The organism is Puribacter membranae, from assembly GCF_055380425.1.
Genome location: NZ_AP040167.1, coordinates 2384119 through 2406326, shown reverse-complemented (window position 1 = coordinate 2406326; position 22208 = coordinate 2384119). Strand labels below are relative to the sequence as shown.

Annotated in this window: 30 protein-coding genes and 1 tRNA gene; 5 read left to right on the top strand and 26 right to left on the bottom strand. The window is 49.2% G+C overall.

The features are described 5' to 3' along the window. The first annotated feature begins 156 nt into the window (after positions 1-156). Entirely contained in the window at positions 157-1677 is a 1521-nt protein-coding gene (pdxR, locus tag ACZ41M_RS11755) for a MocR-like pyridoxine biosynthesis transcription factor PdxR (RefSeq protein WP_464730996.1), read from the top strand. A gap of 68 nt (positions 1678-1745) precedes the next feature. Here the strand turns inward: pdxR and ACZ41M_RS11750 are convergent, their stop codons facing one another. The 10 genes from ACZ41M_RS11750 to rplM all read right to left on the bottom strand — a co-directional run bounded on the left by ACZ41M_RS11750 (position 1746) and on the right by rplM (position 10277). After that, positions 1746-2234, bottom strand: coding sequence for a FixH family protein (locus ACZ41M_RS11750; protein ID WP_464730997.1), 489 nt, complete (start codon positions 2232-2234; stop codon positions 1746-1748). A 34-nt stretch (positions 2235-2268) separates the two neighbouring features. Next, positions 2269-3786 carry a cytochrome c oxidase accessory protein CcoG gene (gene ccoG, locus ACZ41M_RS11745; protein WP_464730998.1) on the bottom strand — a complete coding sequence of 506 codons (1518 nt, stop codon included), beginning with the start codon at positions 3784-3786 and terminating at the stop codon, positions 2269-2271. Positions 3787-3974: 188 nt separating this feature from the next. Then, positions 3975-5171: a cytochrome-c oxidase, cbb3-type subunit III gene (ccoP, locus tag ACZ41M_RS11740; RefSeq protein WP_464730999.1), complete on the bottom strand. Its 1197-nt coding sequence runs from the start codon at positions 5169-5171 to the stop codon at positions 3975-3977. A 61-nt stretch (positions 5172-5232) separates the two neighbouring features. Next, on the bottom strand, positions 5233-5436 hold the full coding sequence (locus ACZ41M_RS11735) for a cbb3-type cytochrome oxidase subunit 3 (RefSeq protein WP_464731000.1): 204 nt from the start codon (positions 5434-5436) through the stop codon (positions 5233-5235). 14 nt (positions 5437-5450) lie between these two features. Continuing rightward, complete coding sequence (gene ccoO / locus ACZ41M_RS11730; RefSeq protein WP_464731001.1) at positions 5451-6065, bottom strand: cytochrome-c oxidase, cbb3-type subunit II; 615 nt, start codon at positions 6063-6065, stop codon at positions 5451-5453. Positions 6066-6091: 26 nt separating this feature from the next. Further along, positions 6092-7528, bottom strand: a complete 1437-nt coding sequence (gene ccoN / locus ACZ41M_RS11725) for a cytochrome-c oxidase, cbb3-type subunit I (protein ID WP_464731002.1) — start codon at positions 7526-7528, stop codon at positions 6092-6094. A gap of 279 nt (positions 7529-7807) precedes the next feature. Continuing rightward, entirely contained in the window at positions 7808-8164 is a 357-nt protein-coding gene (gene erpA, locus ACZ41M_RS11720) for an iron-sulfur cluster insertion protein ErpA (RefSeq protein ID WP_464732143.1), read from the bottom strand. Between the two features lie 90 nt (positions 8165-8254). Then, on the bottom strand, positions 8255-9301 hold the full coding sequence (gene argC / locus ACZ41M_RS11715; protein ID WP_464731003.1) for an N-acetyl-gamma-glutamyl-phosphate reductase: 1047 nt from the start codon (positions 9299-9301) through the stop codon (positions 8255-8257). 139 nt (positions 9302-9440) lie between these two features. Beyond that, entirely contained in the window at positions 9441-9833 is a 393-nt protein-coding gene (gene rpsI / locus ACZ41M_RS11710) for a 30S ribosomal protein S9 (RefSeq protein WP_464731004.1), read from the bottom strand. A 15-nt stretch (positions 9834-9848) separates the two neighbouring features. Continuing rightward, positions 9849-10277 (bottom strand): 50S ribosomal protein L13, encoded by a 429-nt coding sequence (gene rplM, locus ACZ41M_RS11705; RefSeq protein ID WP_464731005.1) that lies wholly within the window; start codon positions 10275-10277, stop codon positions 9849-9851. A 644-nt stretch (positions 10278-10921) separates the two neighbouring features. Here rplM and ACZ41M_RS11700 point away from each other — a divergent pair. After that, positions 10922-11362, top strand: a complete 441-nt coding sequence (locus tag ACZ41M_RS11700; protein WP_464731006.1) for an OsmC family protein — start codon at positions 10922-10924, stop codon at positions 11360-11362. A 22-nt stretch (positions 11363-11384) separates the two neighbouring features. Here ACZ41M_RS11700 and ACZ41M_RS11695 read toward each other — a convergent pair whose 3' ends face one another. After that, entirely contained in the window at positions 11385-11711 is a 327-nt protein-coding gene (locus tag ACZ41M_RS11695) for a DUF167 domain-containing protein (RefSeq protein WP_464731007.1), read from the bottom strand. Between the two features lie 18 nt (positions 11712-11729). Here ACZ41M_RS11695 and ACZ41M_RS11690 point away from each other — a divergent pair, with 18 nt between their 5' ends. Further along, positions 11730-11978, top strand: a complete 249-nt coding sequence (locus ACZ41M_RS11690) for a hypothetical protein (RefSeq protein ID WP_464731008.1) — start codon at positions 11730-11732, stop codon at positions 11976-11978. Then, positions 11966-12571, top strand: a complete 606-nt coding sequence (locus ACZ41M_RS11685; RefSeq protein WP_464731009.1) for a hypothetical protein — start codon at positions 11966-11968, stop codon at positions 12569-12571. Before ACZ41M_RS11690 ends, ACZ41M_RS11685 begins: the two co-directional genes overlap by 13 nt. A gap of 212 nt (positions 12572-12783) precedes the next feature. Here the strand turns inward: ACZ41M_RS11685 and ACZ41M_RS11680 are convergent. Further along, positions 12784-12859: transfer RNA gene (locus ACZ41M_RS11680), tRNA-Arg, on the bottom strand. Between the two features lie 249 nt (positions 12860-13108). Between ACZ41M_RS11680 and ACZ41M_RS11675 the strand changes: the two genes are divergently transcribed. After that, complete coding sequence (locus tag ACZ41M_RS11675; RefSeq protein ID WP_464731010.1) at positions 13109-13894, top strand: DsbC family protein; 786 nt, start codon at positions 13109-13111, stop codon at positions 13892-13894. A gap of 110 nt (positions 13895-14004) precedes the next feature. Here the strand turns inward: ACZ41M_RS11675 and ACZ41M_RS11670 are convergent, their stop codons facing one another. The 14 genes from ACZ41M_RS11670 to ACZ41M_RS11605 all read right to left on the bottom strand — a co-directional run bounded on the left by ACZ41M_RS11670 (position 14005) and on the right by ACZ41M_RS11605 (position 22208). Further along, complete coding sequence (locus tag ACZ41M_RS11670) at positions 14005-14847, bottom strand: SulP family inorganic anion transporter (RefSeq protein ID WP_464737507.1); 843 nt, start codon at positions 14845-14847, stop codon at positions 14005-14007. 109 nt (positions 14848-14956) lie between these two features. Then, positions 14957-15430 carry a phage virion morphogenesis protein gene (locus tag ACZ41M_RS11665; RefSeq protein ID WP_464731011.1) on the bottom strand — a complete coding sequence of 158 codons (474 nt, stop codon included), beginning with the start codon at positions 15428-15430 and terminating at the stop codon, positions 14957-14959. After that, the gene (locus ACZ41M_RS11660; protein ID WP_464731012.1) at positions 15417-16205 is read right to left on the bottom strand and encodes a phage head morphogenesis protein; all 789 of its coding nucleotides are present in this window, start codon (positions 16203-16205) and stop codon (positions 15417-15419) included. Before ACZ41M_RS11660 ends, ACZ41M_RS11665 begins: the two co-directional genes overlap by 14 nt. Then, the gene (locus tag ACZ41M_RS11655; protein ID WP_464731013.1) at positions 16202-17788 is read right to left on the bottom strand and encodes a DUF935 domain-containing protein; all 1587 of its coding nucleotides are present in this window, start codon (positions 17786-17788) and stop codon (positions 16202-16204) included. Before ACZ41M_RS11655 ends, ACZ41M_RS11660 begins: the two co-directional genes overlap by 4 nt. Before the next feature lie 3 nt (positions 17789-17791). Next, positions 17792-19315: a terminase large subunit domain-containing protein gene (locus ACZ41M_RS11650; protein WP_464731014.1), complete on the bottom strand. Its 1524-nt coding sequence runs from the start codon at positions 19313-19315 to the stop codon at positions 17792-17794. 2 nt (positions 19316-19317) lie between these two features. Continuing rightward, positions 19318-19482, bottom strand: coding sequence for a hypothetical protein (locus tag ACZ41M_RS11645; protein ID WP_464731015.1), 165 nt, complete (start codon positions 19480-19482; stop codon positions 19318-19320). Positions 19483-19494: 12 nt separating this feature from the next. After that, a complete protein-coding gene (locus ACZ41M_RS11640; protein WP_464731016.1) occupies positions 19495-19659 on the bottom strand; it encodes a hypothetical protein in 165 nt (54 codons plus the stop codon). After that, entirely contained in the window at positions 19656-20177 is a 522-nt protein-coding gene (locus ACZ41M_RS11635; RefSeq protein WP_464731017.1) for a DUF3486 family protein, read from the bottom strand. The genes ACZ41M_RS11640 and ACZ41M_RS11635 overlap by 4 nt, the downstream gene beginning before the upstream one ends. 5 nt (positions 20178-20182) lie before the next feature. Then, on the bottom strand, positions 20183-20491 hold the full coding sequence (locus tag ACZ41M_RS11630) for a hypothetical protein (protein WP_464731018.1): 309 nt from the start codon (positions 20489-20491) through the stop codon (positions 20183-20185). Further along, positions 20488-20769, bottom strand: a complete 282-nt coding sequence (locus ACZ41M_RS11625) for a hypothetical protein (protein WP_464731019.1) — start codon at positions 20767-20769, stop codon at positions 20488-20490. Before ACZ41M_RS11625 ends, ACZ41M_RS11630 begins: the two co-directional genes overlap by 4 nt. Next, entirely contained in the window at positions 20766-20987 is a 222-nt protein-coding gene (locus ACZ41M_RS11620; RefSeq protein WP_464731020.1) for a TraR/DksA C4-type zinc finger protein, read from the bottom strand. The genes ACZ41M_RS11625 and ACZ41M_RS11620 overlap by 4 nt, the downstream gene beginning before the upstream one ends. Further along, the gene (locus ACZ41M_RS11615; RefSeq protein ID WP_464731021.1) at positions 20984-21385 is read right to left on the bottom strand and encodes a DUF1353 domain-containing protein; all 402 of its coding nucleotides are present in this window, start codon (positions 21383-21385) and stop codon (positions 20984-20986) included. Before ACZ41M_RS11615 ends, ACZ41M_RS11620 begins: the two co-directional genes overlap by 4 nt. Further along, positions 21382-21948, bottom strand: a complete 567-nt coding sequence (locus tag ACZ41M_RS11610) for a hypothetical protein (protein ID WP_464731022.1) — start codon at positions 21946-21948, stop codon at positions 21382-21384. The genes ACZ41M_RS11615 and ACZ41M_RS11610 overlap by 4 nt, the downstream gene beginning before the upstream one ends. Further along, positions 21945-22208 (bottom strand): hypothetical protein, encoded by a 264-nt coding sequence (locus tag ACZ41M_RS11605; RefSeq protein ID WP_464731023.1) that lies wholly within the window; start codon positions 22206-22208, stop codon positions 21945-21947. Before ACZ41M_RS11605 ends, ACZ41M_RS11610 begins: the two co-directional genes overlap by 4 nt.

Genomic DNA, 22208 nt, shown 5'->3' with positions numbered 1-22208 from the left:
CGCACCGGAAAAATACAATTGTCACCCAAGTACAGCAAAATTTGCACACAAGCGCAACCAATTTGGTTAGAATTTATCCATAAAATATAAAGATCAAGCAGGCCATTTGTCCACGCATTCTATTCAATCATGGGCAATCCTGCACAGGAGACCACTATGCGCCGCACACCATTAGCCGAGCTATTGCAAAACGAGCTCGAACGACAAGATTTTCACCCGCGCCTGCCCGGATACAAACGGGTGTACGAAGCCATCCGCAGCGCCATCGTCAATCGCCGCCTGCCTGCGGGCAGCAAGCTGCCCAGCTCCCGTGATTTAGCGCGCGAGCTTTCCGCCTCGCGCAATATGATTGTCGCCGCCTACGATCAGCTTCAGGCCGAAGGCTACGTCAGCAGCCAGACCGGCAGCGGTACCTACGTCACCGATGTATTGCCCGACGGTTTGTCCGAAGGCTATATGAGCGAAGCGAGCAACAGCAGCGAACCCAACGCAAACTCTGAGCAGGATGCGCTTATCACCCTGTCGCAACGCGGTTCGCGCCTGACGCGCGAGCAGGGTTACAACGCTTACGAGGTGCAGCCGCTGGCTTTGTCCGGCAAAATGGATTTGCTCAACTTTCCGATCAAAACTTGGCAGCGCGTGCAAAATCAAGTGTGGCGACGCGAAGATGTCGCTCTATACGACTACGACAGTCGCGGCGGCTATGCGCCGCTGAAAAAGGCGGTTGCCGACTATCTGCGCATTTCGCGCGGCGTGGTACTGGAGCCGGAGCAGGTGTTGATCACTTCAGGCACACAACAGTCGCTGGATCTGATCAGTCGTATGCTGGCCGATCAAAACGACGTGGCATGGGTGGAAAATCCGTGCTATTGGGGTGCGTGGAGTTCATTCTACGCCAATGACTTGAATATTCGTGCGATTGCCGTGGACAGCGAGGGCATGAATCCGAGCGCAGCCGATTTGAGCAGCGCACCGCCCAAATTCATCTACATCACGCCGTCGCACCAGTATCCAACCGGCGCGGTGATGTCCTTGCCGCGTCGCCGTCAGTTGATCGACTATGCGCAGCAGTCCGGCGCATGGCTATTGGAGGATGACTATGACAGCGAATTTCGCTACTCTGGCCGGCCGATCGCCTCTTTGCAAGGACTGGCGCATGAGTCGGGCATCAGCCGCGTGTTGTACATGGGCACTTTTTCCAAAGTGATGTTCCCCGGTATCAAGCTGTCGTATTTGGTCTTGCCCAAAGCGTTGATTCCCTCATTTCAAACCGCCTTGTACGATTTATATCGCCCAGGACAATTGCATTTGCAGGCCAGCTTGGCCGAGTTCATCGAACAAGGACATTTCACCACGCATATTCGCCGCCTGCGTCAGGCGTACGCGCAACGACGCACCATTTTATTGGCCGTCCTCAACAAAACCCTGAACGGACCGGTGGAGCAAATGATTGACGACGCGGGCTTGCACCTGGTGGTCAAACTGCCTGCACACACGGACGATGTCCAAATCGCCAATCGCTGTCATACGCAAGGGCTGTCGGTGCGTCCGCTCTCGCGCTACTACATTGGCGCGACCGAGGTGCGCGGTCTGGTCGTTGGTTTTGCCTATGTGGACGCCAGCGATTTGGTGACCTGCGGCAAAATGCTCGGGCAGGTGTTGAACGAGTATTTGTGATGCCCCATACAAAAAGGCTGTCATTGAACATGAACAGCCTTTTTATAATCCAACATGCAGCACGCCGATTAGGGCTTGAGTACGATATGCGTTGGCGTGGTGTTTTCCAGACGGTGTGAAATGCGCCAATCCGGACCAATGAGCCGCGCGAGCCAAGTGGCTTGAGACATATTGGCAGGAATTTTACCTTGCCAAATACCATCGCCTTTTGGCACCAAAGACGCACTCAAATCTTTATCCTGAAAACTCAGATTTTCTATTTCCAACAAAATCGGCTGACCCGCCAAGCTATGGATCGTCTCAGGATCCTTGGCGCTCAATTTCATGGTGACGTTTTGTCCGTCAATCGTGATATCGGCGGACAAGCCCAAATCGGCGGCTTTTTTATCGCGCTCCAAATCCGCGTTCACCGCCAGACCTTCCTTGTAATAATCTTTGGAAATCACGCTGTCCATGCCGTTGATCGCAAGGAAATACGTGACCACCGAGGCAATCACCACCGAAGTCGGCAGGCCGATCAAAACCCACGGCCAAAACTGTTTATACCACGGTGTCACTGTATTTCCTGTCTGCATCATTTAACCCTAAAACTTATTTTTTCAAACCATAATAGATTGATTCGCGCTCAATCTCATCACCCGTCTCAGCGGACACGGCGCGGATGGTGATCGGTACGCCTAAATCCGTCACACCGGCCAATTTAGCCTTTTCAGGATCGAGCTGCACGCGAATCACTTTAACATCGGTGGACGCCGGATCCAACTCAACTTCCGGCTTGCCCGCCAATTTTAAACCGCTCACACCGGATACGCTCAATTGTACCTTATGCGGCACTTCACCGGTATTGGACAATTGCAGTTTAAACACGTTTTCAATCATGCCATCTTCATTCGTGCGGGCAATCGTGCGTGCATCGCGCTCCACCACCATGCGAATCACGGTACGCTGCGTGATGCTATAGAATAAGCCGCCAATCAGAACCAGCAAAATAGCGCTGTACAACAAAACGCGAGGACGCACGGCGCGTTTGAGCAACTGATTCGTGGTGTATTTGTTTTTCACACCATTTTCCGTGTCATAGCGAATCAAACCGCGCTCATAGCCCATTTTGTCCATGATTTCGTTACAACCGTCAATACACGCACCGCAGCCAATACACTCGTATTGCAAGCCATTGCGAATATCAATCCCCGTCGGACAAACGTCTACACAGACACCGCAATCGATACAATCGCCTTTGCCTATGGTTTTGGGATCAACATTTTTCTTACGCGGGCCGCGCGATTCACCACGCGCCTCATCATACGTCACGATCAGGGTATCCGGGTCGAACATCACGCCTTGGAAACGCGCGTATGGACACATATATTTACATACCTGTTCGCGCATATGACCGGCAAACAAGTACATCATGAAGCCATAAAAACCAATCCAGAAAATTTGCGCGCCGCTGGTTTCATGATTCAAAATTTCCCGAATCAACTGCATGCCATTGGTAGAGCCTTGTGCGCCGGTAAAGTACGCCACCAGCGTAAAACTCGCTGCCAATGAAAACGCAATCCACAAGCCATGCTTGATCACTTTTTTAACGACTTTGCTGACACTCCACGGGGCTTTGTGTAAGCGTAATTGCGCGGCGCGATTACCTTCAATTTTGCGCTCAATCCACATGAAAATTTCCGTGTAGACCGTCTGCGGGCAGGTGTAGCCGCACCACAAACGCCCAGCCACTGCCGTGAACAGGAACAAGGCCAATGCGCAGATAATCAACACGATGGTCATGTAAATCACGTCTGTCGGTGAGAATGTCCAACCGAAGATATAGAAGAAACGCTTTTCCAAATCAAACCAGACGGCAGGACGGTCATTCCATTTCAGCCACGGAATTACAAAATACAACAACTGAGTCAGCCACACAAATAACCAACGCAGATTGTTGAATTTACCCGATACCTCACGCATGAAAATTTTCTTATGCGCGGCAAATAGACCTTGTCCATCCTTATTGCTGTTGGGCGATGTTGGCTGATCGGCTTTGCGTTGCGAAGAGCCATGTTGAGCAGAGCTATCGCCCTCTTCAACCTTTGCGTAAAATACCGGTCGATTCATTGTTTCCTCTTCATCAGACAGTTCTTAATAATTTTTTGTAATTTTCTTATTCCAATTACAATTATTTCATTCAATACTGAAATAATACCCTAAAAAGAAGCGCACAGTCTATACCTGCGCGCTTCTGATATCGCTGTTTCGCATCGCTGTTGTACCTCCACAACGAAGGTACAACCCTTGAAACAATGTTATTTATTAACGTTTTTTACTGCAGATACAGCCAAACATTCGCTTTCGCCTTTGGCTTTCGCATCAGCACGCGCTTGATCCAAGGCTGCTTTATCCGTCGCAACGGCTTGTGCCAAGTATGCTGGCGGCGCGTCCGGATTTTTCACTTTGTCATTGTCGTCACGATTCAATTGCCATACATAGGCAGCCAATACGTGAATACGACCTTGACCCAACAAACAATCCCACGAAGGCATCACGTTTTTATCACGACCTTTGCTGATGGTTTCAGTGATGGTTTTCATATCGCCACCGTACAACCAGATTTTATCGGTCAAGTTCGGCGCGCCAGTATGATACAAAGCACCTGTTTCATCTGACAAAGAGCCTTTGCCTGAAGCGGTATGACACGCCGCACACAGGGCAAATTTATCTTTACCACGAGCTGCGGCAACGGCATCGTGCGGGCTGTTTGATAAAGACAATACATAGTTGGCCACATCATTCACGCCTTCTGCACCACCCAAAGCGTCTGCTTGTGGGGTCATGATGCCATGACGACCCGTGGTAATGGATTGGGTAATCGCTTCAGGGAAGCCACCATACAACCAATCACTGTCTGTCAAGTTCGGATAGCCATTACCACCGCGTGCGTCCGAGCCGTGACATTGCGCACAGTTATTCAAGAACAAACGCTCACCAACTTTAATCGCTTCTTTGTCTTTAGACAAGTCTGCAAAGTTCATCGTTGAGAATTTGTCATACAAAGGCTTAGCCGTTGCTTCAATTTTGGCTTTTTCGATTTCGTACTGTTTCTGCTCAGTCCAGCCGCCCTTGTAAGCAGGGTCAACTAAACCCATATTACCTTTATAGCCACCCAGACCTGGGTACAACCACAGATAAGCCGCACCGAAAACCATAGTGATGACAAACATCCACACCCACCAGCGCGGCAATGGATTGTTATACTCTTGTAGCGTTTCATCCCAAACATGCGGTTGAACATGCTCTTCACCCGGTTTATTGGTACGCGCTTTGAGTTGGGTAATCAGAATAATAATACAAAAGATAAACCCAAAAACCGTAATGGCGACAATAAACCAAGACCAAAACGGACTGGTGAAATCGCTCTCACCGACATTTTTCAATGTTACATCACCAGCTCCGGTAACACCGACTTTGAGTTGGGACCATAGTGATTGGTCAAATTGATTCATGATTATTTCCTTTTAAGGTACTACTCTCATGTTGAATAACACATGGATTTACTGCTCTTTTTTATGAACGCTTCACATCCATCGTTGACATGCGGTTATTATGATCATCTTCTGTTTCTAAATGGTCTTCTTGCTCTATGACGGAACGGCCTAACTCTTCCATCATATGGGAATTCCTGCGACTGAATGCCCAGTAAGTCAACGCCAAGAAACACAGAAAACAAATTACAGTAACAGCAACACGAGCAAATGTAATTTTATCCATTTGTAACCAACACCTTATTTGTTAGCCAATGCCAAGCCTAAGCTTTGTAAGTATGCAATCACAGCTTCCATTTCTGTTTTGCCTTGTACTTCTTTAGGCGCAGCGGCAATTTGTTCTGCAGTGTAAGGCACGCCCACACGGCTCAACGCACGCATATGATCAGAAATAGTGGTGTGATCTACTTTATTGGTTGCCAACCAAGGATATGCTGGCATATTTGATTGAGGTACGACTGAGCGTGGATCAATCAAATGCTTAACGTGCCAGTCATCGGTATTACGACCACCTTCACGAGCCAAGTCTGGACCTGTACGTTTAGAACCCCATTGGAATGGATGATCGTATACAGACTCTCCAGCAACAGAATAGTGACCATAACGCAAGGTTTCTGCACGGAATGGGCGAATCATTTGTGAGTGACAGTTGTAGCAGCCCTCACGTTGGTACACATCACGACCAGCCAATTGCAACGCAGTGTAAGGTTTAACACCCTCAATCGGTTGCGTTGTCGATTTTTGGAAGAACAATGGCAATATTTCCACCAGCCCCCCGAAAACCAATGCCAAGAAAGTAAATACGATCAACCAACCGACTTTACTCTCCATCTTTTCTTGTGAAATAAAACTCATGGTATTTTCTCCAAACCGTAGATCAATTAGTGATGTACATCAACAGGTACAGGGATCGGCGCATTGTTAACGGCGCGACCTACGGCAATTGTTCTAAATACGTTATAGGCCATGATAACCATACCACTGAGGTACAAGATACCACCCAACAAACGGATCACGTACAGAGGCCAAGAAGCGGCGATTGACTGAATATGCGTATACATCAAAGTACCGTCTGGGTTAACCGCACGCCACATCATGCCTTGCATTACACCAGAAATCCACATAGAAGCGATGTACAAAACTACGCCAATCGTTGCAATCCAGAAGTGTGTATTGATCAAACGAGTGCTATACATAGAGGTACGATTGAACAAACGCGGGATGAGGTAGTACAAAGAGCCCATGGACACGAAACCAACCCAACCCAAAGCACCACTGTGTACGTGACCTACAGTCCAGTCAGTGTAGTGAGACAATGCATTCACTTCTTTGATCGCCATCATTGGACCTTCGAAGGTAGACATACCGTAGAAAGACAAAGATACGATCAAGAACTTCAAGATTGGATCATCGCGCAATTTTTCCCATGCGCCAGACAAAGTCATAATACCGTTGATCATGCCACCCCAGCTTGGCGCCAACAGAATCAATGAGAAAACCATACCCAAAGATTGCGTCCAGTCAGGCAAAGCCGTGTAGTGTAGATGGTGAGGACCTGCCCACATGTAAGTGAAGATTAAACCCCAGAAGTGAACGACTGACAAACGATAAGAGTAAACCGGACGTTGTGCTTGTTTTGGTACGAAATAGTACATCATACCCAAGAACGCCGCAGTCAAGAAAAAACCTACCGCATTGTGACCATACCACCATTGGATCATAGCGTCTTGTGCGCCCGCATAGGCAGAATATGATTTCCACATGCCCGCAGGAATAGCAGCGCTATTAACCAAATGCAGTAAAGCTACAGCGATAATATATGAACCAAAGAACCAGTTGGATACATAGATATGTTTGACTTTACGCGTAGCAATCGTACCAAAGAACACCACCGCATAAGCGACCCAAGAAACGGTCAGCAAAATATCCAAAGGCCATTCCAACTCGGCATACTCTTTAGAGGTGTTGATACCCAAAGGGTAGGTAATCACCGCGCCAACAATCACCAAGTTAAAAGTCCAGAAAACGAAATCAGCCAAGCGACCACCAAATAGACGCGTATGACAAGTTCGTTGGACAGAATAGAACGACGTCGCAAACAACGCAGAACCACCAAATGCGAAAATCACCGCATTAGTATGTAACGGACGCAAACGCCCAAATGATAACCAAGGTACCCCAAAGTTGAGTTCAGGGAAGGCCAACTGCGCGGCCACAATAACCCCGACCAACATCCCTACAATACCATAGACTACCGCCATGATCGCGAACCAGCGCGTGACACGGTAATCATAGGTTGCGGCTTGTGCTGATGACATAGCATGCTCCATTGATAAAAAAATACTGTTGAACCCACTCCGACGCACAAAAATCCGCAAAAAACACAAATTCCTATGCCGCCCAAAGCGCCTCGTTTCCACATTGTAACCTTATTTCAGCCAAAAACCCAGTTTTTTAAAATGGTTTTTAGCCTTATTTTGTAACAAAAAAGGGATGGGCAAAAAGCAAAAAGCCACCCGAAAACCGGATGGCTGCACCAAAAGGCCTTAATTTACACAGGGTTTTAGGCTCAATAAAGATATTTTAGATGTTTCTTTTTATACTGAAAAAGACGAACCGCAACCACAGGTGGTTGTTGCATTTGGGTTACGAATGACAAACTGCGCACCCTCAATATCTTCTTTATAGTCAATTTCAGCGCCCACCAGATACTGATAGCTCATTGAATCGACTAACAGTGTTACGCCATCTTTTTCAATTTTAGTGTCATCTTCATTCACGATCTCGTCAAAAGTGAATCCATATTGAAAACCTGAGCAACCGCCCCCTTGCACAAACACGCGCAACTTCAGATCAGGATTGCCTTCTTCTTCGATTAAGGATTTCACTTTGCCAACAGCGCTGTCACTAAATACAAACGGCGCCAAACTCACATTTTCCACGATTGCATTCATTTTCATTCCTTTCAAATCATTCATTTGCTTCATTATACCTGAACTGTCAACAGCGCATCATTAACCAAAATAGCTACCGCCAACCATGATTTATGGCAACAACGCCACCATGCCCAAGCCCTCAGTCTCAGGCAAGCCAAACATCACATTCATGTTTTGAACCGCTTGACCGGATGCGCCTTTGACCAAATTATCTTGCACCACCAAAATGATGAGCAAATCACCGTGTCGCTGTAACGCCATGCGCAACATATTCGAGCCACGAACGGAGCGCGTTTCAGGATGAGAACCCCACGGCATCACATCAACAAAAGGCTCTTGCGCATAAGTTTGCTCAAATAGCGATTGAATGCGCTCATTACTCCAAGCATTGCCCACCTCATTGAGCCGCGCATACAAAGTCGAATGCATTCCGCGAATCATCGGTATGAGATGGGGTGTAAAAATCAAATTCACGGACGCAGTCGCAAATTGACTCAATTGCGCCACCGTCTCTGGTGTATGACGATGCCCAGCAACACCATAAGCCTTCATCGAATCTGAAGCTTCCGAAAATAAAGTACCCACCTCCGCCTTTCGCCCCGCGCCGGACACACCCGATTTGCAATCGGCGACAATCGGATCCAGCGCGATCAAGCGCTCTTTTAACAAAGGATACAAGCCCAACTGCATCGTGGTTGGGTAGCAGCCCGGATTGGCCACGACACGCGCCCTCTTGACCGCATCACGATTCAATTCCGTCAAGCCATAAACGGCTTCTTTTAATACATCCTCGCAGGTATGCGGAATTTTGTACCACTGCTCGAACACCTGCGCATCCTTGATGCGAAAATCCGCGCCCAAATCAATCACGCGCACTCCGGCCGCCAACAACTCAGGCGCCTGCGCCATAGCAACACCATGCGGTGTGGCAAAAAACACCACATCACAGGTTTCGAGCAAGCCACTATTCGGATCGCTAAAACACAAATCAACCACACCGCGCAAACTTGGGAACATCTGTGCCACCGGCAAACCTGCCTCCGAGCGCGAAGTAATGGCCATCAACTGCACATTGGGGTGTTGGCTTAAAATCCTGAGCAACTCCACCCCCGTATACCCCGTTCCACCCACGATACCGACTTTAATTTTCTGCATGATTTTTCCATCCATTAATACAAGCACGCCCCACATCCCCAAGCGCTACCAAACCACCAAACAAAATGAGAGAATAACAAAAAAGACCGCACAAAGCGGTCTTTTTTCGTTGTTCCAACGAGTAATCGAATAAATTCGATTAACGTTTTGAGAACTGTTTGCGACGACGTGCTTTGCGGAAGCCCACTTTTTTACGTTCCACTTCACGCGCATCACGAGTCACCAAGCCCGCTTGAGACAAGCCTGATTTCAGGTTCGCATCATAGTCGATCAACGCACGGGTGATACCGTGACGCACCGCGCCCGCTTGACCTGATTCGCCACCACCTGAAACATTGACCAAAATGTCAAATTTTTCAGTGAATTCAGTCAAAACCAATGGCTGACGCACCACCATCAATGAGGTTTCACGACCGAAGTATTCGTTCGCAGGCTTACCATTGACCACGATATTGCCGGAACCCGCTTTCAAAAACACACGTGCCACCGCGCTTTTGCGACGACCTGTGCCGTAGTTGTAATTGCCGTTCATATTGATATCCTATCCTTAAATGTCCAACACTTTAGGTTGTTGAGCAGAATGTGGATGCTCAGAACCGGCATACACTTTCATTTTCTTGATCATGGCGTAACCCAAAGGACCTTTAGGCAACATACCTTTAACCGCTTTTTCCAAAGCACGACCTGGGAAGCGCTCTTGCATTTTGCGGAAATTGGTTTCGTAAATACCGCCCGGATAGCCAGAGTGACGGTAGTATTTTTTGTCTTCGAATTTCGCACCGGTAATGCGCAATTTGTCGGCATTAACGATTACGATAAAATCACCCGTGTCAACGTGCGGCGTAAACTCTGGTTTATGCTTGCCACGCAAACGACGTGCGACTTCACTGGCCACACGACCCAACACTTTATCCGTCGCGTCGATGACATACCAGTCACGTACGACTTCGTGTTGTTTTGCTGAAAAAGTCTTCATTACTATTTCCAATAAATTAAATTAAACAACCATACAGCTCGCTATCATTGCTTATGCCCGCAACCTCTCCCGATGCGCTCTTTTATGGGCTGAGCTTTAAATTATCGATGATTCAAGAATAAAAGTCAATAAATCAGCGCAACTATTGGCGTAAACATCTGATTTTCCGCTGCTTTTTATGGCAATTACGACACACAAAAGCATTCAGCTTAATCACGCTGGGCGAAAAAAAACCCAAGCCATAAAGCTTGGGTTATAAATCCACCAAAGAAGGGTGGAGGAGACAACTTGAGACTGCATAACAGTCAACGGTTGCCATTATACGGGATTTTCAATGCCAGACAAGGCGCGGAAAATGTGATTTTTTGTAGCAAATCCTTAAATACAGAATTTTTTTCTATGAGATAGGTATTTTTGTGAAATTATTATAAATACATCAATTTTATAAAAACTTTAACCAAAAAATCTTTTTAAAAATTTATAGAAACAGTTGCACAGATGCAACATTGCTTTCTGTTTAAACAGAAATTTATGGCTTTTCTCACATTCAAATGTTTTTTCCGCATCCGTTATAATGCCTAAATCATGAAATAGGTTGCTTAAGACAAATCAAACCATTATTTAAACGAACAGGATCAGTCAATATGGAATGCACAGTACGCTGGGTCGGCGCCAACGCCGGTATGTCATTTATCGGCGAGTCAGGCAGCGGCCACGCAGTGGTCATGGACGGCGCACCCGAAGCAGGCGGACGCAATCTGGGTCCACGCCCAATGGAGATGTTGTTGATGGGTACTGGCGGCTGCTCCGCATTTGATGTGGTGCTGATTTTACAAAAAGCACGTCAAAAAGTCTCCGACTGCCAAGTTCAATTACGCGCCACCCGTGCCGAAACCGACCCGAAAGTATTCACAGACATTCATTTCCATTTCGTCGTCAGCGGACAAGGTTTGTCCGAATCGGCAGTCGAACGCGCTGTGAAGTTATCGCATGACAAATATTGCTCGGCGAGCATCATGCTGGGACAAGTGGCGCAAATCACCCACAGCGTTGAAATTATTGATACGGCGCAGCAGCCCGCATAAAGCAGCTCTATACATAAACGCTTTATTTTTCTGTCAAAAATGCCTGCAATGTCAATTGCATCGTAGAGAAGTCATTTGCCTGCCCGTGAAAACATATGATTTTTTGTCGCGAGGTTTGCCCACGAATCACGCTTACCTCTCGTGGCGCGCAAGCAAAAGCGCGCGCTAAAAATAGGCATAACGCTTCATTGGCCTTGCCGTCAACGGGTGGTGCGGACAATCTGATTTTCACCGCATCGCCATATAGACCTGCCCATTGCGTGTGCTTTGCACCCGGTTGAACATGCACGCTTAACCACACATCGTTGTTTTTTATATGAAGGCAATCCATCGCTTTTAATCCTGACAAAGAATAAAAAACCCCGTCATGGACGGGGTTCTATTTTTACCGCGCCTTAATGATTCAACACATCAAGGACGACGGTACACAGGAAACGGCCATACTTCTGCTGGTTTTGCCGGCGGTGGCTTCACCTCCGGTTCAACTGCAGAGGCGGTCTTCGACTTCTCAGACTCAGCCTCTTTTCCTGCTGTGCTTATTACTTTTTTGCTGCTGTTGCGGCTTTCTTTGCAGCTGGTTTCGCAGGTGCTTTTGCAGCCGGCTTGGCTGCTTTAGCTGCGGGCTTCGCAGCTGCTTTTGGCTTAGCCGCTGCTTTGGCTGGAGCTTTGGCCGCTGGCTTTGCTGCCGCTTTTGCAGGTGCCTTCACCGGTGCTTTAGCCGCTTTGGCTGCGGGTTTCGCTGCTGCTTTTGGCTTAGCTGCTGCTTTCGCTGGAGCTTTGGCCGCTGGCTTTGCTGCCGCTTTTGCAGGTGCTTTCACCGGCGCTTTAGCCGCTTTGGCTGCGGGCTTCGCAGCTGCTTTTGGCTTAGCTGCTGCTTTCGCTGGAGCTTTGGCCGCTGGTTTTGCTGCCGCTTTTGCAGGCGCTTTTACTGCTGCTTTGGCTGCAGGTTTCGCAGCTGCTTTTGGTTTGGCTGCTGCTTTCGCAGGTGCTTTCACCGCTGTTTTAGCTGCAGGTTTTGCTGCCGCTTTTGCAGGCGCTTTTACTGCCGCTTTGGCTGCGGGTTTCGCTGCTGCTTTTGCAGGTGCCTTCACCGGCGCTTTAGCCGCCTCTTTGGCTGCAGGCTTTACCGCTGGCTTTGCAGTTGTTTTTTTCGCAGGCGCTTTGGTTGCAGTTTTTTTAGCTTCGGCCATCTACCACTCCTTTATTTGAATGAATTGTTGCTCCGTTAAAAAAAGATACATTAATTAAGAATCGATCCAATCATCGCTGATTTGCGTTAAAACGACGATTAAAACCATACGTCATAAATTATTCTTAATTCAGTTGCAATAATAACGCTTTTGATGTAGCAAGAGTATATTTTTAATCACATTTTTTATGCGTTTTCAAGTGCTTTACCAAAAAAACCACAAATTTTTTTATGGCGCGCCCGGCGCGAATCGAACGCGCGACCTTTGGCTTCGGAGGCCAACACTCTATCCACTGAGCTACGGGCGCAAACAGTACCGCTGTTTTATATTTATTTTTTGCGTGCGGCAGTGTAAGTCAAGGTCGCAATCATACCTATTTTTCACAAATTATGCCATGTCTGCGAACGGTTAATCGCTCGGTATGCTCAATTTCACAGATGGTCGCACCATAAATTCAAACTCATAATAACTCTGCATTTATAATGCACAGTAATGCTGTTGAGTGGATTGCCGCTATCGCGATTCGCGCGATTGAATATTAATTTAAAGGTTATTTATGAATGCGTCGACGTGGAAAAATTATGTGATGACCGGTGTCATTTTGGCTGTGGGTCTGCTTGCCGGTTGCAATGTTTCGGCAAAAAATGGAGATACACAAAAAGCAAACACGACCTCAGCTCCGAGCTCCGAGCAAGAGAAAAAAATCAAAGCCGATCTCGAACTGAAAATCGAAAAATTAGAGGTCAAATCGGTTCGCCAGTTACCCTACAGCGATTTGTTCGAAGTGGTGTTGGCCAATAACGAAATCGTGTACACCAATGCCAAGACTGAGTTCACCTTGATCGGTCACATGATCAACAATGCGGACATGTCGGACATGACTCAAGCGCGCATCGATGAGCTGTCAGTAGTGGATTTCAAAGCCTTGCCATTCGCGCAGAGTTTCAAGCAAGTGAAAGGCGACGGCTCTCGCCAGATCGCAGTCTTCGAGGATCCAAACTGCGGTTACTGTAAGGCCTTTCGTCACACTTTGGAAAAGGTCGATAACGTAACGATTCATACTTTCGTCGTTGACATTCTCGGACCGAATTCCACCGCAATCTCCAAACAATTGCTCTGTGCCAAAGATCAAGGCGCTGCATGGGATAACTGGATGCTGCGCAAGCAACTACCCGACAGCTCGGGTGATTGCGACACCTCGGTTCTGGATAAAAATAAAGCCTTGGCGCAGCAACTGGGTGTGACCGGCACACCGACCATTATTTTTGAAAACGGCAAGCGTATTCCTGGCGCCCCTGACAAAGCCAGCTTAGAAGAGATGTTGGCCGCAGTCAAAAAATAATTCGGCACTCACAGAGTGCCCAATTGAACGCCCTAAAAAAGCAGTTGCATCATCCATACGCAACTGCCTTTTTGTTTTTCTGAGCGAACTGATTCAACGCACTAAGACTACTACGCGCCCTGTGCAGCGATTTTCTCTCTCGCCTCATCCAAATTCGCGCACACATACGCTTGTCCCAAATCCTTGAGCCAACCGGTACGCGAAAGCATTTCCTGTGGCTGTTCGCGCAAACCGTAAATATAAATCGGCACGTTTTTCTCCTGATACATCTCCAGCAGCTCGTTGAGCGACTCCACTCCCGACGAATCGACATAAATCATGCTTGAAAAATCCAGCACCAGTGCACGTTTCGGAATATCCAATTGCAATTGATCAATCAACTTCACTGCACCAAAAAATAGAGTACCCACCAAGCGACGCGCCTTCACGCCTTCGGCCTGCTCACCCCACCCAGACAGATCAATCTGCTCCTCAGTGGATAAATACGACACGCGATAAATCAAAGTAAAACATGCAGCCAATATCCCAAATTGTACCGCCGCAGTCAAATCCACAACCACCGTCAAAATAAACACCGCCAACAAAATAAACCGATACGTGATGCGGTAACTTCTCAGACGCGCAAACTCATGCCACTCGCCCATATTGTAGGCAACGAACATCAAAATAGCCGATAACGCCGCCAAAGGAATGTACTGTGCCAAAGGCGCAGCGACCAACACCACGATCAATAACACCAACGCATGAATGATGCCCGACACCGGACTGGTCGCGCCATTTTTAATATTCGTTACCGTACGCGCGATCGTACCCGTCGCCGGCATTCCCCCGAAAAACGGCACCACCATATTCGCAAAACCTTGTGCGAGCAACTCCTGATTCGAGTCGTGTTTATCTTTAATCATATTGTCTGCCACGCGCGCGCACAGCAATTGAACGAGAGTGTGATAAATACCCGTTAATAGAGTGAGATAAATGCGGGAAGTTTTAGGATTAAGCGGGAAGTATCGGGATGGGATTGAAATAACATTGCAATATGTGAAACAAAAAACCGCCCGAAAATTAGAACGAAAAATACTGTTCCGCGATGCGCATTATAGAATCTTTTGCCACCGGTGTTAATTCTTTGTCCGCAGTGATCGGCATATACGGGCGAGCGGGAATTGTCACTTTACGACCGCGTCCTGCTTGACCACCGAATTGTTGAATGGCGGCGTATGGTTTGGATGATGAAATACCCGCCTCGGAGTCTGAATAAAACGACTGAATCGAAGCGGCCAAACCCGCCGGTGAAATGACCAGCATTTTCCCCGGCCAAGTACCATCCTTCGAGCGCTTTGCAATAGTAGCCGCCGCCAGTGACGTCCAGCTTTGCCCACCGACCTGACCTTGTTTAGAAAACGACTCGTCGGTCAATGATAATAACTCGGCTGAAATGCTGGCCATGAGCGGACGCGGATTTTGTAAGCGAGCCATTGCTTGTGCAATCACCGCATCGACTTGCCGTGTATCAATTTTAACCTCAAGCAGCGCCACGGTAATACTCCTCGGCCGGATTGTAGTCAAAACCCACATCCGGCCTGAATGGTTTGTCCATGTGTGGCAACTGCACTTGCTTGACCGGAATCACCGTGCCATCGCGTCGCTGATATTGATACTCGCTAATATAACCATCGCTTGAATGAACTATCAGACCGCGCCGCTCAACAGTAGCACCAGAAGCCGGACGCACACGACAGCGACAACGGAAGCCATTCGGCGGATAGATGACTGACCAGATCGGGTCGTCGTGACGAAACAGCATGCCATTGAGCCGCGCGTGCTCCGGCCGCGTGCGGTTGTCCATGACAGCCACATACTCCCAATACGGATGCGTGATCACGGCATCCTTCATTGTTCGATAACGACCGGCCATGAACGCCGTTTGAATGTTTTGTTCGTAAATCAATTGCAAACGACGCGGTGTCCCAAGCTCCACGGGGCGATCCATACCTTTGTGTAACTCAATTTCACCTGTTGAAAAGTCGGTTTTGAGTCCCCACCAGCCTTTTTTGCGCAGTGTCGGCTCTAAACCTGCAATGAACTGCTGATAACTCTGACCTTCGTTCATCGCCGTTTCGAGCGCGTCCCGAATGTCGCCCAGCACGTCATAACCCGCCGATTGCGCCACGGTGAATGCCTTTGCGTGGGCTTTTTGCCAAACCTCACGCCAGTTGCCAGATACTTTGAGACCTTTGGCGCGCAAATACGCTACCGCCAATTCCGGCGGCATGCGAAAAGCAGCGATCAGTTCGGCCGCACCGACACTCACAGCAAATCCTTCGCGGCACTGTCCGCGCCCATCAAGTCACAGACAAACATCGCGCGAGCCAACGCCTCCGCCAGCACCTCCGTGCGGATTTTGGGATGTGCGGCAGTCAAAACGTTAAACGCCTGCTCCGCCGAATCAGTCTGTTTGAGCGCAACCACAGCAGGCTCCAACCACTGTGTGGCCAACAAGCGAATATCCTCGGCAATGCCGTCCAGCGCATCATCCACCGCCTGCTGATCCGCGAACTCATCCGCGCCGTTGGCTTCTGCTTTGAGTGCCGCGCGCAGTGGCGAAGGCGAATTTGTGTCGTTTTTAGCGGGTTCGGCGGATGTGGCCGATGGTATCTGCAACACCGGCTCATTCTCCTGCGCTTGCGGGATGCGCAGTTTGTCGTGCGCCCAGCTCGCCGGAATCTGCATGTTGATAGCGGCCAATTTTGGCAGGCTGTCTGCATACATTTGCAAGTCTTCGGCTTCCTGCGTGTCAAACACAAAATGAGGACAGCGACGCACATCTTGCACACCTTTGTTAATGGCCAGCAGTGGGTAAATCAGATCGCGAGTAATCGTTCCAGCGAGCTGCTTGCAGTCTGAATCGCGGATGTCCAAGCGTACTTCATTATGAATCTCGGCCAACCCAGAACCCAGACCCGTAGCACCGGCGTCGCTCGTGAGCGTACTGCCCAGAATTGCCTTGGATTGCGACCGCTCGCACCAGCCGATCATATATTCGAACGGCTTTTCCGAGCCTGCGACGGCCTGTTGAAATTCGATCTGCATAGACTGAGGAATGACTGCAGCGGCATTGTGACCAATGCCCGCGACCGCTTGCCACAGCGTCATTTTTTCGGCATTGGTCGCTGTATTCGGGTACTTGCCAATGCGCAACGGGATGCCGTAGATGTCGAGCAACTCGGCCAAATCACCGGCACTGAAAAACTTATACAGATACGGGCCGACCAACACGCGGTACAAGCCACTGCGTGCTAAATAACCACTCTTGGCACGGTGGGTGTGAATCATCCAGCTGAATGGTTGAAGCGGGATGCCATCACTGCCACTGTCACCACGCAGTAATAAGCCTGTGCGTGCCTCATCCATTTTGAACCACGACTGCGGCCGATGCTCAAACTTGCCGATTGTCCAGTCCGAGCCGATGCGTTGCCATGTATACTCAATCGGTGAGAAGCCGTGGCCAATGCCATCCAGCGCATCAAACTGCGTATCTTCAAAATCCGTCATGTCCAGTAATAGCTCTTTGACATACTCTGTATTCATCTTTTCTTCGCGCGAGGCATTTCTCGGTGGGGCTACATCCCAGTTCAGTTTAATCACACTGCGTTTGCGTTTGGACATCTCGCTGAACATGTGTGCATCACGCTCCTCCATGTCCTCAAACAGCTCGTGCTGCGCAACCAGATTGCCTTTTTCCGCATCTTCTAAAATCTGGTTCAACTTCGCGGGCGTGATGCCACGGGTCGGGTGGCCGATGGTGGATTTTTGTAAATGCAGCAGTCGCGCCGTTTGCGGTTCGTCCAGTGTTTTAGTTTGAATCGGGTTGCCGTGTTGGTCGAGGATAGCCATAATTTACCGCCATTGTTTTTCGATGCTGAATGTTTGCAAATCAGCATATTCATTCGGTCGCATCGGGTTGTTGTGTTCAGGAATGCCATTTTTTGGCACAGGCATGTACTCAATCACGCCACCGTCTTGCGACGCTGAGAACCATGCCAGCGCGACAGAAATCGCCGCATCGCCGTGTCGCTGCTTGCCATCTTTCTTTTTTCGAGCATTGTCGGGCAGCTTCGGAATGCCGCCGATGACTTCGATGGTGCGCAGGTCATCGAGCACGTCTTGATCAAGCGGCAGTTGCGACAAATTGTCGTCTTCCAGAGCCGCTTTGAGGCGTGGCATATTTTCCAAATACCATTTATTACTGAGCATCACTTGACTGATGCTGTTGCTGCCATAGCGTTGCATCGCAACCTCGGCCAAATACTGACCATTGCCACGTGCATCAAATGCACCATGATTGAAGCGTGGTAATCGGTCAATGATCCAAAATGCGATTTGCTCTTGCTGTTTGAACGGTACATTGCGCATTTCCAGCATGAATGGAACGACGCGCTGTAATGCTTGCAACTCTAAAAGCGGCGTGAACACGGACAAGTCACCGCTGCGCCCAAAGTCCATGCCCGTGCTGCTGCGAGCGAGGCGATAATGCGCTGGGAATTTTTCCAGCACCGGCTTGAGATGAAAATCAATCCAGTCCTGAGTATCGGACTCTCGCACATAGTCCGGTTTCTCGGCAAATTCATGCGTACATTCATAGCGCAAAATCGGCGTATTCGCGCTCATACGCGACTCGATGACGGCACGCGAAATGTACTGACCGCCCGATTGTGATGGGATGACATCCAACTCTTCGGCATCATTCGGACGATAAATCGATCGGATTTCATCTTCCCATGCCGCTTCACCATCGGCTGTCCAGATTTTGCCGGTTACTTGGCAAATGCGCTTGTATAGGCCTTGCGCGATGGCTTCTTTGAAATCAATCCGGTGCAATGAATACGGCTTTTTACCGGCGCGGATGTCCTCGATCAGCTCGTTAAATGGATTGTCCACGCCGTTGTGCGTACTGATGATTGAGACCGAGCCGCCCCAGATGAGCAATGCGAACGCCGCTTTGAGCAACTCTTTCAAGTTCGGATGGAATGCCGCCTCGTCGATGATGACGCGACCTTGTTTACCGCGAAGATTGCTGGGACTGGATGAAAGAGCGGTGATGCGGTTGCCCGATGCGAAGCGCATTTTGAATGTCAAAATATCGCCCCGCTCATCTTTAATGACTTCTTCTTCAATTTCATCCGCGACCAGTTGATAATTTTTTGCCCAGAACGCTGAGTCGAGGATGAATTCCTCGGCCATATCCTTGTTGTAACCGATGTACCAAGTGTCCTGACCGCCTACAGCACGCGCGGCTTCCAGCGCAGAATTGCCCGCCTCGCCCCAACTCAAACCTACGCGCCGAGATTTTTCACAAACTTTGACTTGTGAAGTATCGGCGACCCACGCCTGTTGATAGGGGAGTAAGACGGCAGATGTCATTTTTACTGCTCGGTACCAGAATTCTTGATGGCATCAAGTGCGTTGGCCGCATTGACAAAATAGCCACGGTCATCCCCGTTTTCCGGATTTGCAGCTTGCTCTAAAAGCGCATCAACGACACGCGTTTGCGTGTCGGGTGGCAGTTGTGAAAATTCGTTTTTTTGCATAATAGACTCCTATCAGACCATCCAACCCTCAAATTCAGCGGGCTTATTTCGACCGCGCCAGTATTCCACTTTTGCCGTGATAAAACACACACCAACAATCGCAATAGCCGGTACCAGCAGTACGCAAAACAGCGCAATCATCGCCAGCCAGATCAAAGTAATTTCCCAGTAACTCATGATGCAATCCCCAGAATTTTCTTTTTGATCGCTTCGACCGTATCGTCTGTCAAACCGGCGGACTTCACCGACTCGGACACCTCAGCAGCCACCGCACGCGCTTTTTCGCGCACTTTCGCCGCATAGTCTTTGGCCGCTGTGGATGAGCGTGAAAGGTCGGCGATGGAGCGCGTCAGCTTGGCAATATCAATTTCTTTCGGATCAATGTGCAAATCCATCATCACGTTAAACAGCTTCTCTTGCGTCACACGAATCAGAGCCTGATTCATTGCGTCGTCATCGTCTGGGCTGGCCTGCACGACGGCGCGGGCTTGCTCCGTGGCGATTTTTAACGCATTCAGACGGTCTTCAAACTGTTGGCCGTAGCGATGCAAACCGGTCTTGCTGATTTCGTAGCCCTTGCCTTTGAGTTCTTCGGCCAGCAACTCATAGCCGCCGAAATTATTTTCGACCAGCGCCTTGTCTAACCATTCTTTGACTTCAGGCGGCAATGCCGCCACTTTTGAGCGTGGAGGCATAATGGTCACCAATATTTTTTAGGACGGGCAATACCAGCCTCACACGTCACTGTGTACTCAACCACATCGACGCCGTAGCGTGCGAGTTTGGCGAACCACGCAGGGCTGTCCTGCTCGGTCAGCTCAATCAAATTGCGCTCAGCCAGATAGTCCAGTTCGCGGCGCAGCTCCAATTGCGTCACGTCCGGCACGACGGGTTGCACCGCCGAGTAAATCACTAACTCTGACGCGCCGATGGGACGGGCAGAGTTGAGTGCTTGTAAAATCACCCAGCGCAGGTTCTCGCGGCGGGCTTTGGCGATGTCTGGTGTCATGGTTGTTTATCCCTGATTTGATCCACACGATTGAAAATATTGTCCAGCTTGGCATTGAGCACCGTTTCAAAGCGAATCGCATCTTCTCGCCGTTGGTACTCCAGTGGCATTTTGGTTTTATGTTCAATAAAGTCTTTTTCGAGTTGCAAAAAACGGTCACTTTGCGCATCAATACGATGGTCAATCTGACCTAATAAAATTTTTCCAAAGCTGGCAAGAACCCCGATAAAACTGAGCAACATTCCTACTAAGTGCCAAAAATCTACCTGTATCGTCATTTGTGCTGTCTTTCAAAAATCGTTTGACACTTGATGCAACGCGTCACCCCTTTAATTACGGCGCGTCGCGCTTCGGGAATCAACTGGTCACAATCCTCGCAAAAGTACGCCGAATCGCGCGTTGCTTGCTCTGCCTGCGCATTGCGAATCTCATTGATGGCATCATCTCGAAAATCCTCGATCTGCTGCTCGGCGCGGTCTGCAATATCTCCGTTCATTTGTATTTTCCTTTGCCAAATAAACGAACTGCCCAGTACATCACCGTGCGCCGCCAACGCGGTACGCCCAGAATACCCATTGCTTCTTTGAATACTGTATCTGCCCAGCGTTTTGTTCCGATGGCATTAGCGTACAAATAATCATGGACGATGGCGGCCTTTGCATAACGGCCATGCGGCGGAAATACAGACCAGAGCAAGCGTGGAACAGTGGTTAGGTCGGTGACGTATCCTTTAGGTACGTTGATAATATGGCATAGGTACATTGAGTCATCTATGTCGGCCACCATAGGTAGATAGGTGCATATTTCCTCGGTGTAATAGGTAAACGGCTCAACTAATCGCCACTTATAATGATCGAGCATTTCGAGTTTTGCGGGTGTCGTGAATTGGCTCATCGCGTCACCTCTGCGCTCACACGATCCTGCTCATTTACCCAATTCTGGAGGTCAATCAGTCGCTGTGCGTTGATGTGGAATTGCTCGGCTTCTCGGTCATGCTGGGCTGCAATGTCATCGAGCGTAATTCCACTGGCGGAATCATCAGACTGGCCGGAGGCTTCGGGAATCGGCTCGGCACGATTTGCGCTGTCCCACACGCGCACAAAATGAGCGGGAATAACACAAGCAGAATTTTTTTCAGGCGCATTTTTAGCCTCCGTGGTTTTTTGGGTGATGTAAACGTAGCGGTCTTTGAATACCGTTTCGATGCGGTTATTCGCGGCGGTGTGCGCTTGTTCGGACTGGGTAGACACATCGGCTTGCTTGGTTTCCAAATCGCGCACAGCGGCTTTTTGTGCGGATTTTTCCGCATCCCAGTCGGCTTGCACGGAAGATGAGCCAAAGTGCCAGCCAAGATAGCCAACGCCGAGCAGTACGGCGATGGTGGCCAACGCCGTGACCACAATTACGCCAGCGCGTAGTTTGATGCCTGCGGCAGCCGTAGCGATTTCAGGAATCATGCTTGACCTCCGTTGTCTGAATCCTGCATACCCGTGTAATTGGCGTTGTAGCGCAGAGACAGCAGCTTGCTTACGCTGGCCACACCTGCGACCGTGCCGAGATAGACCAGCCACAGTTCAATGTGTGGGTCGGTGGCAAACCACTCAAAACGCACAAAACACACGGTCGCGGCGGCGTAGGCGACATTTGCCCAAAACTTGGTGTGTGATGCTTTGCCAGAGCCGCCGGACTGAACCAGCTCGCGAAATACGTTTTGCAT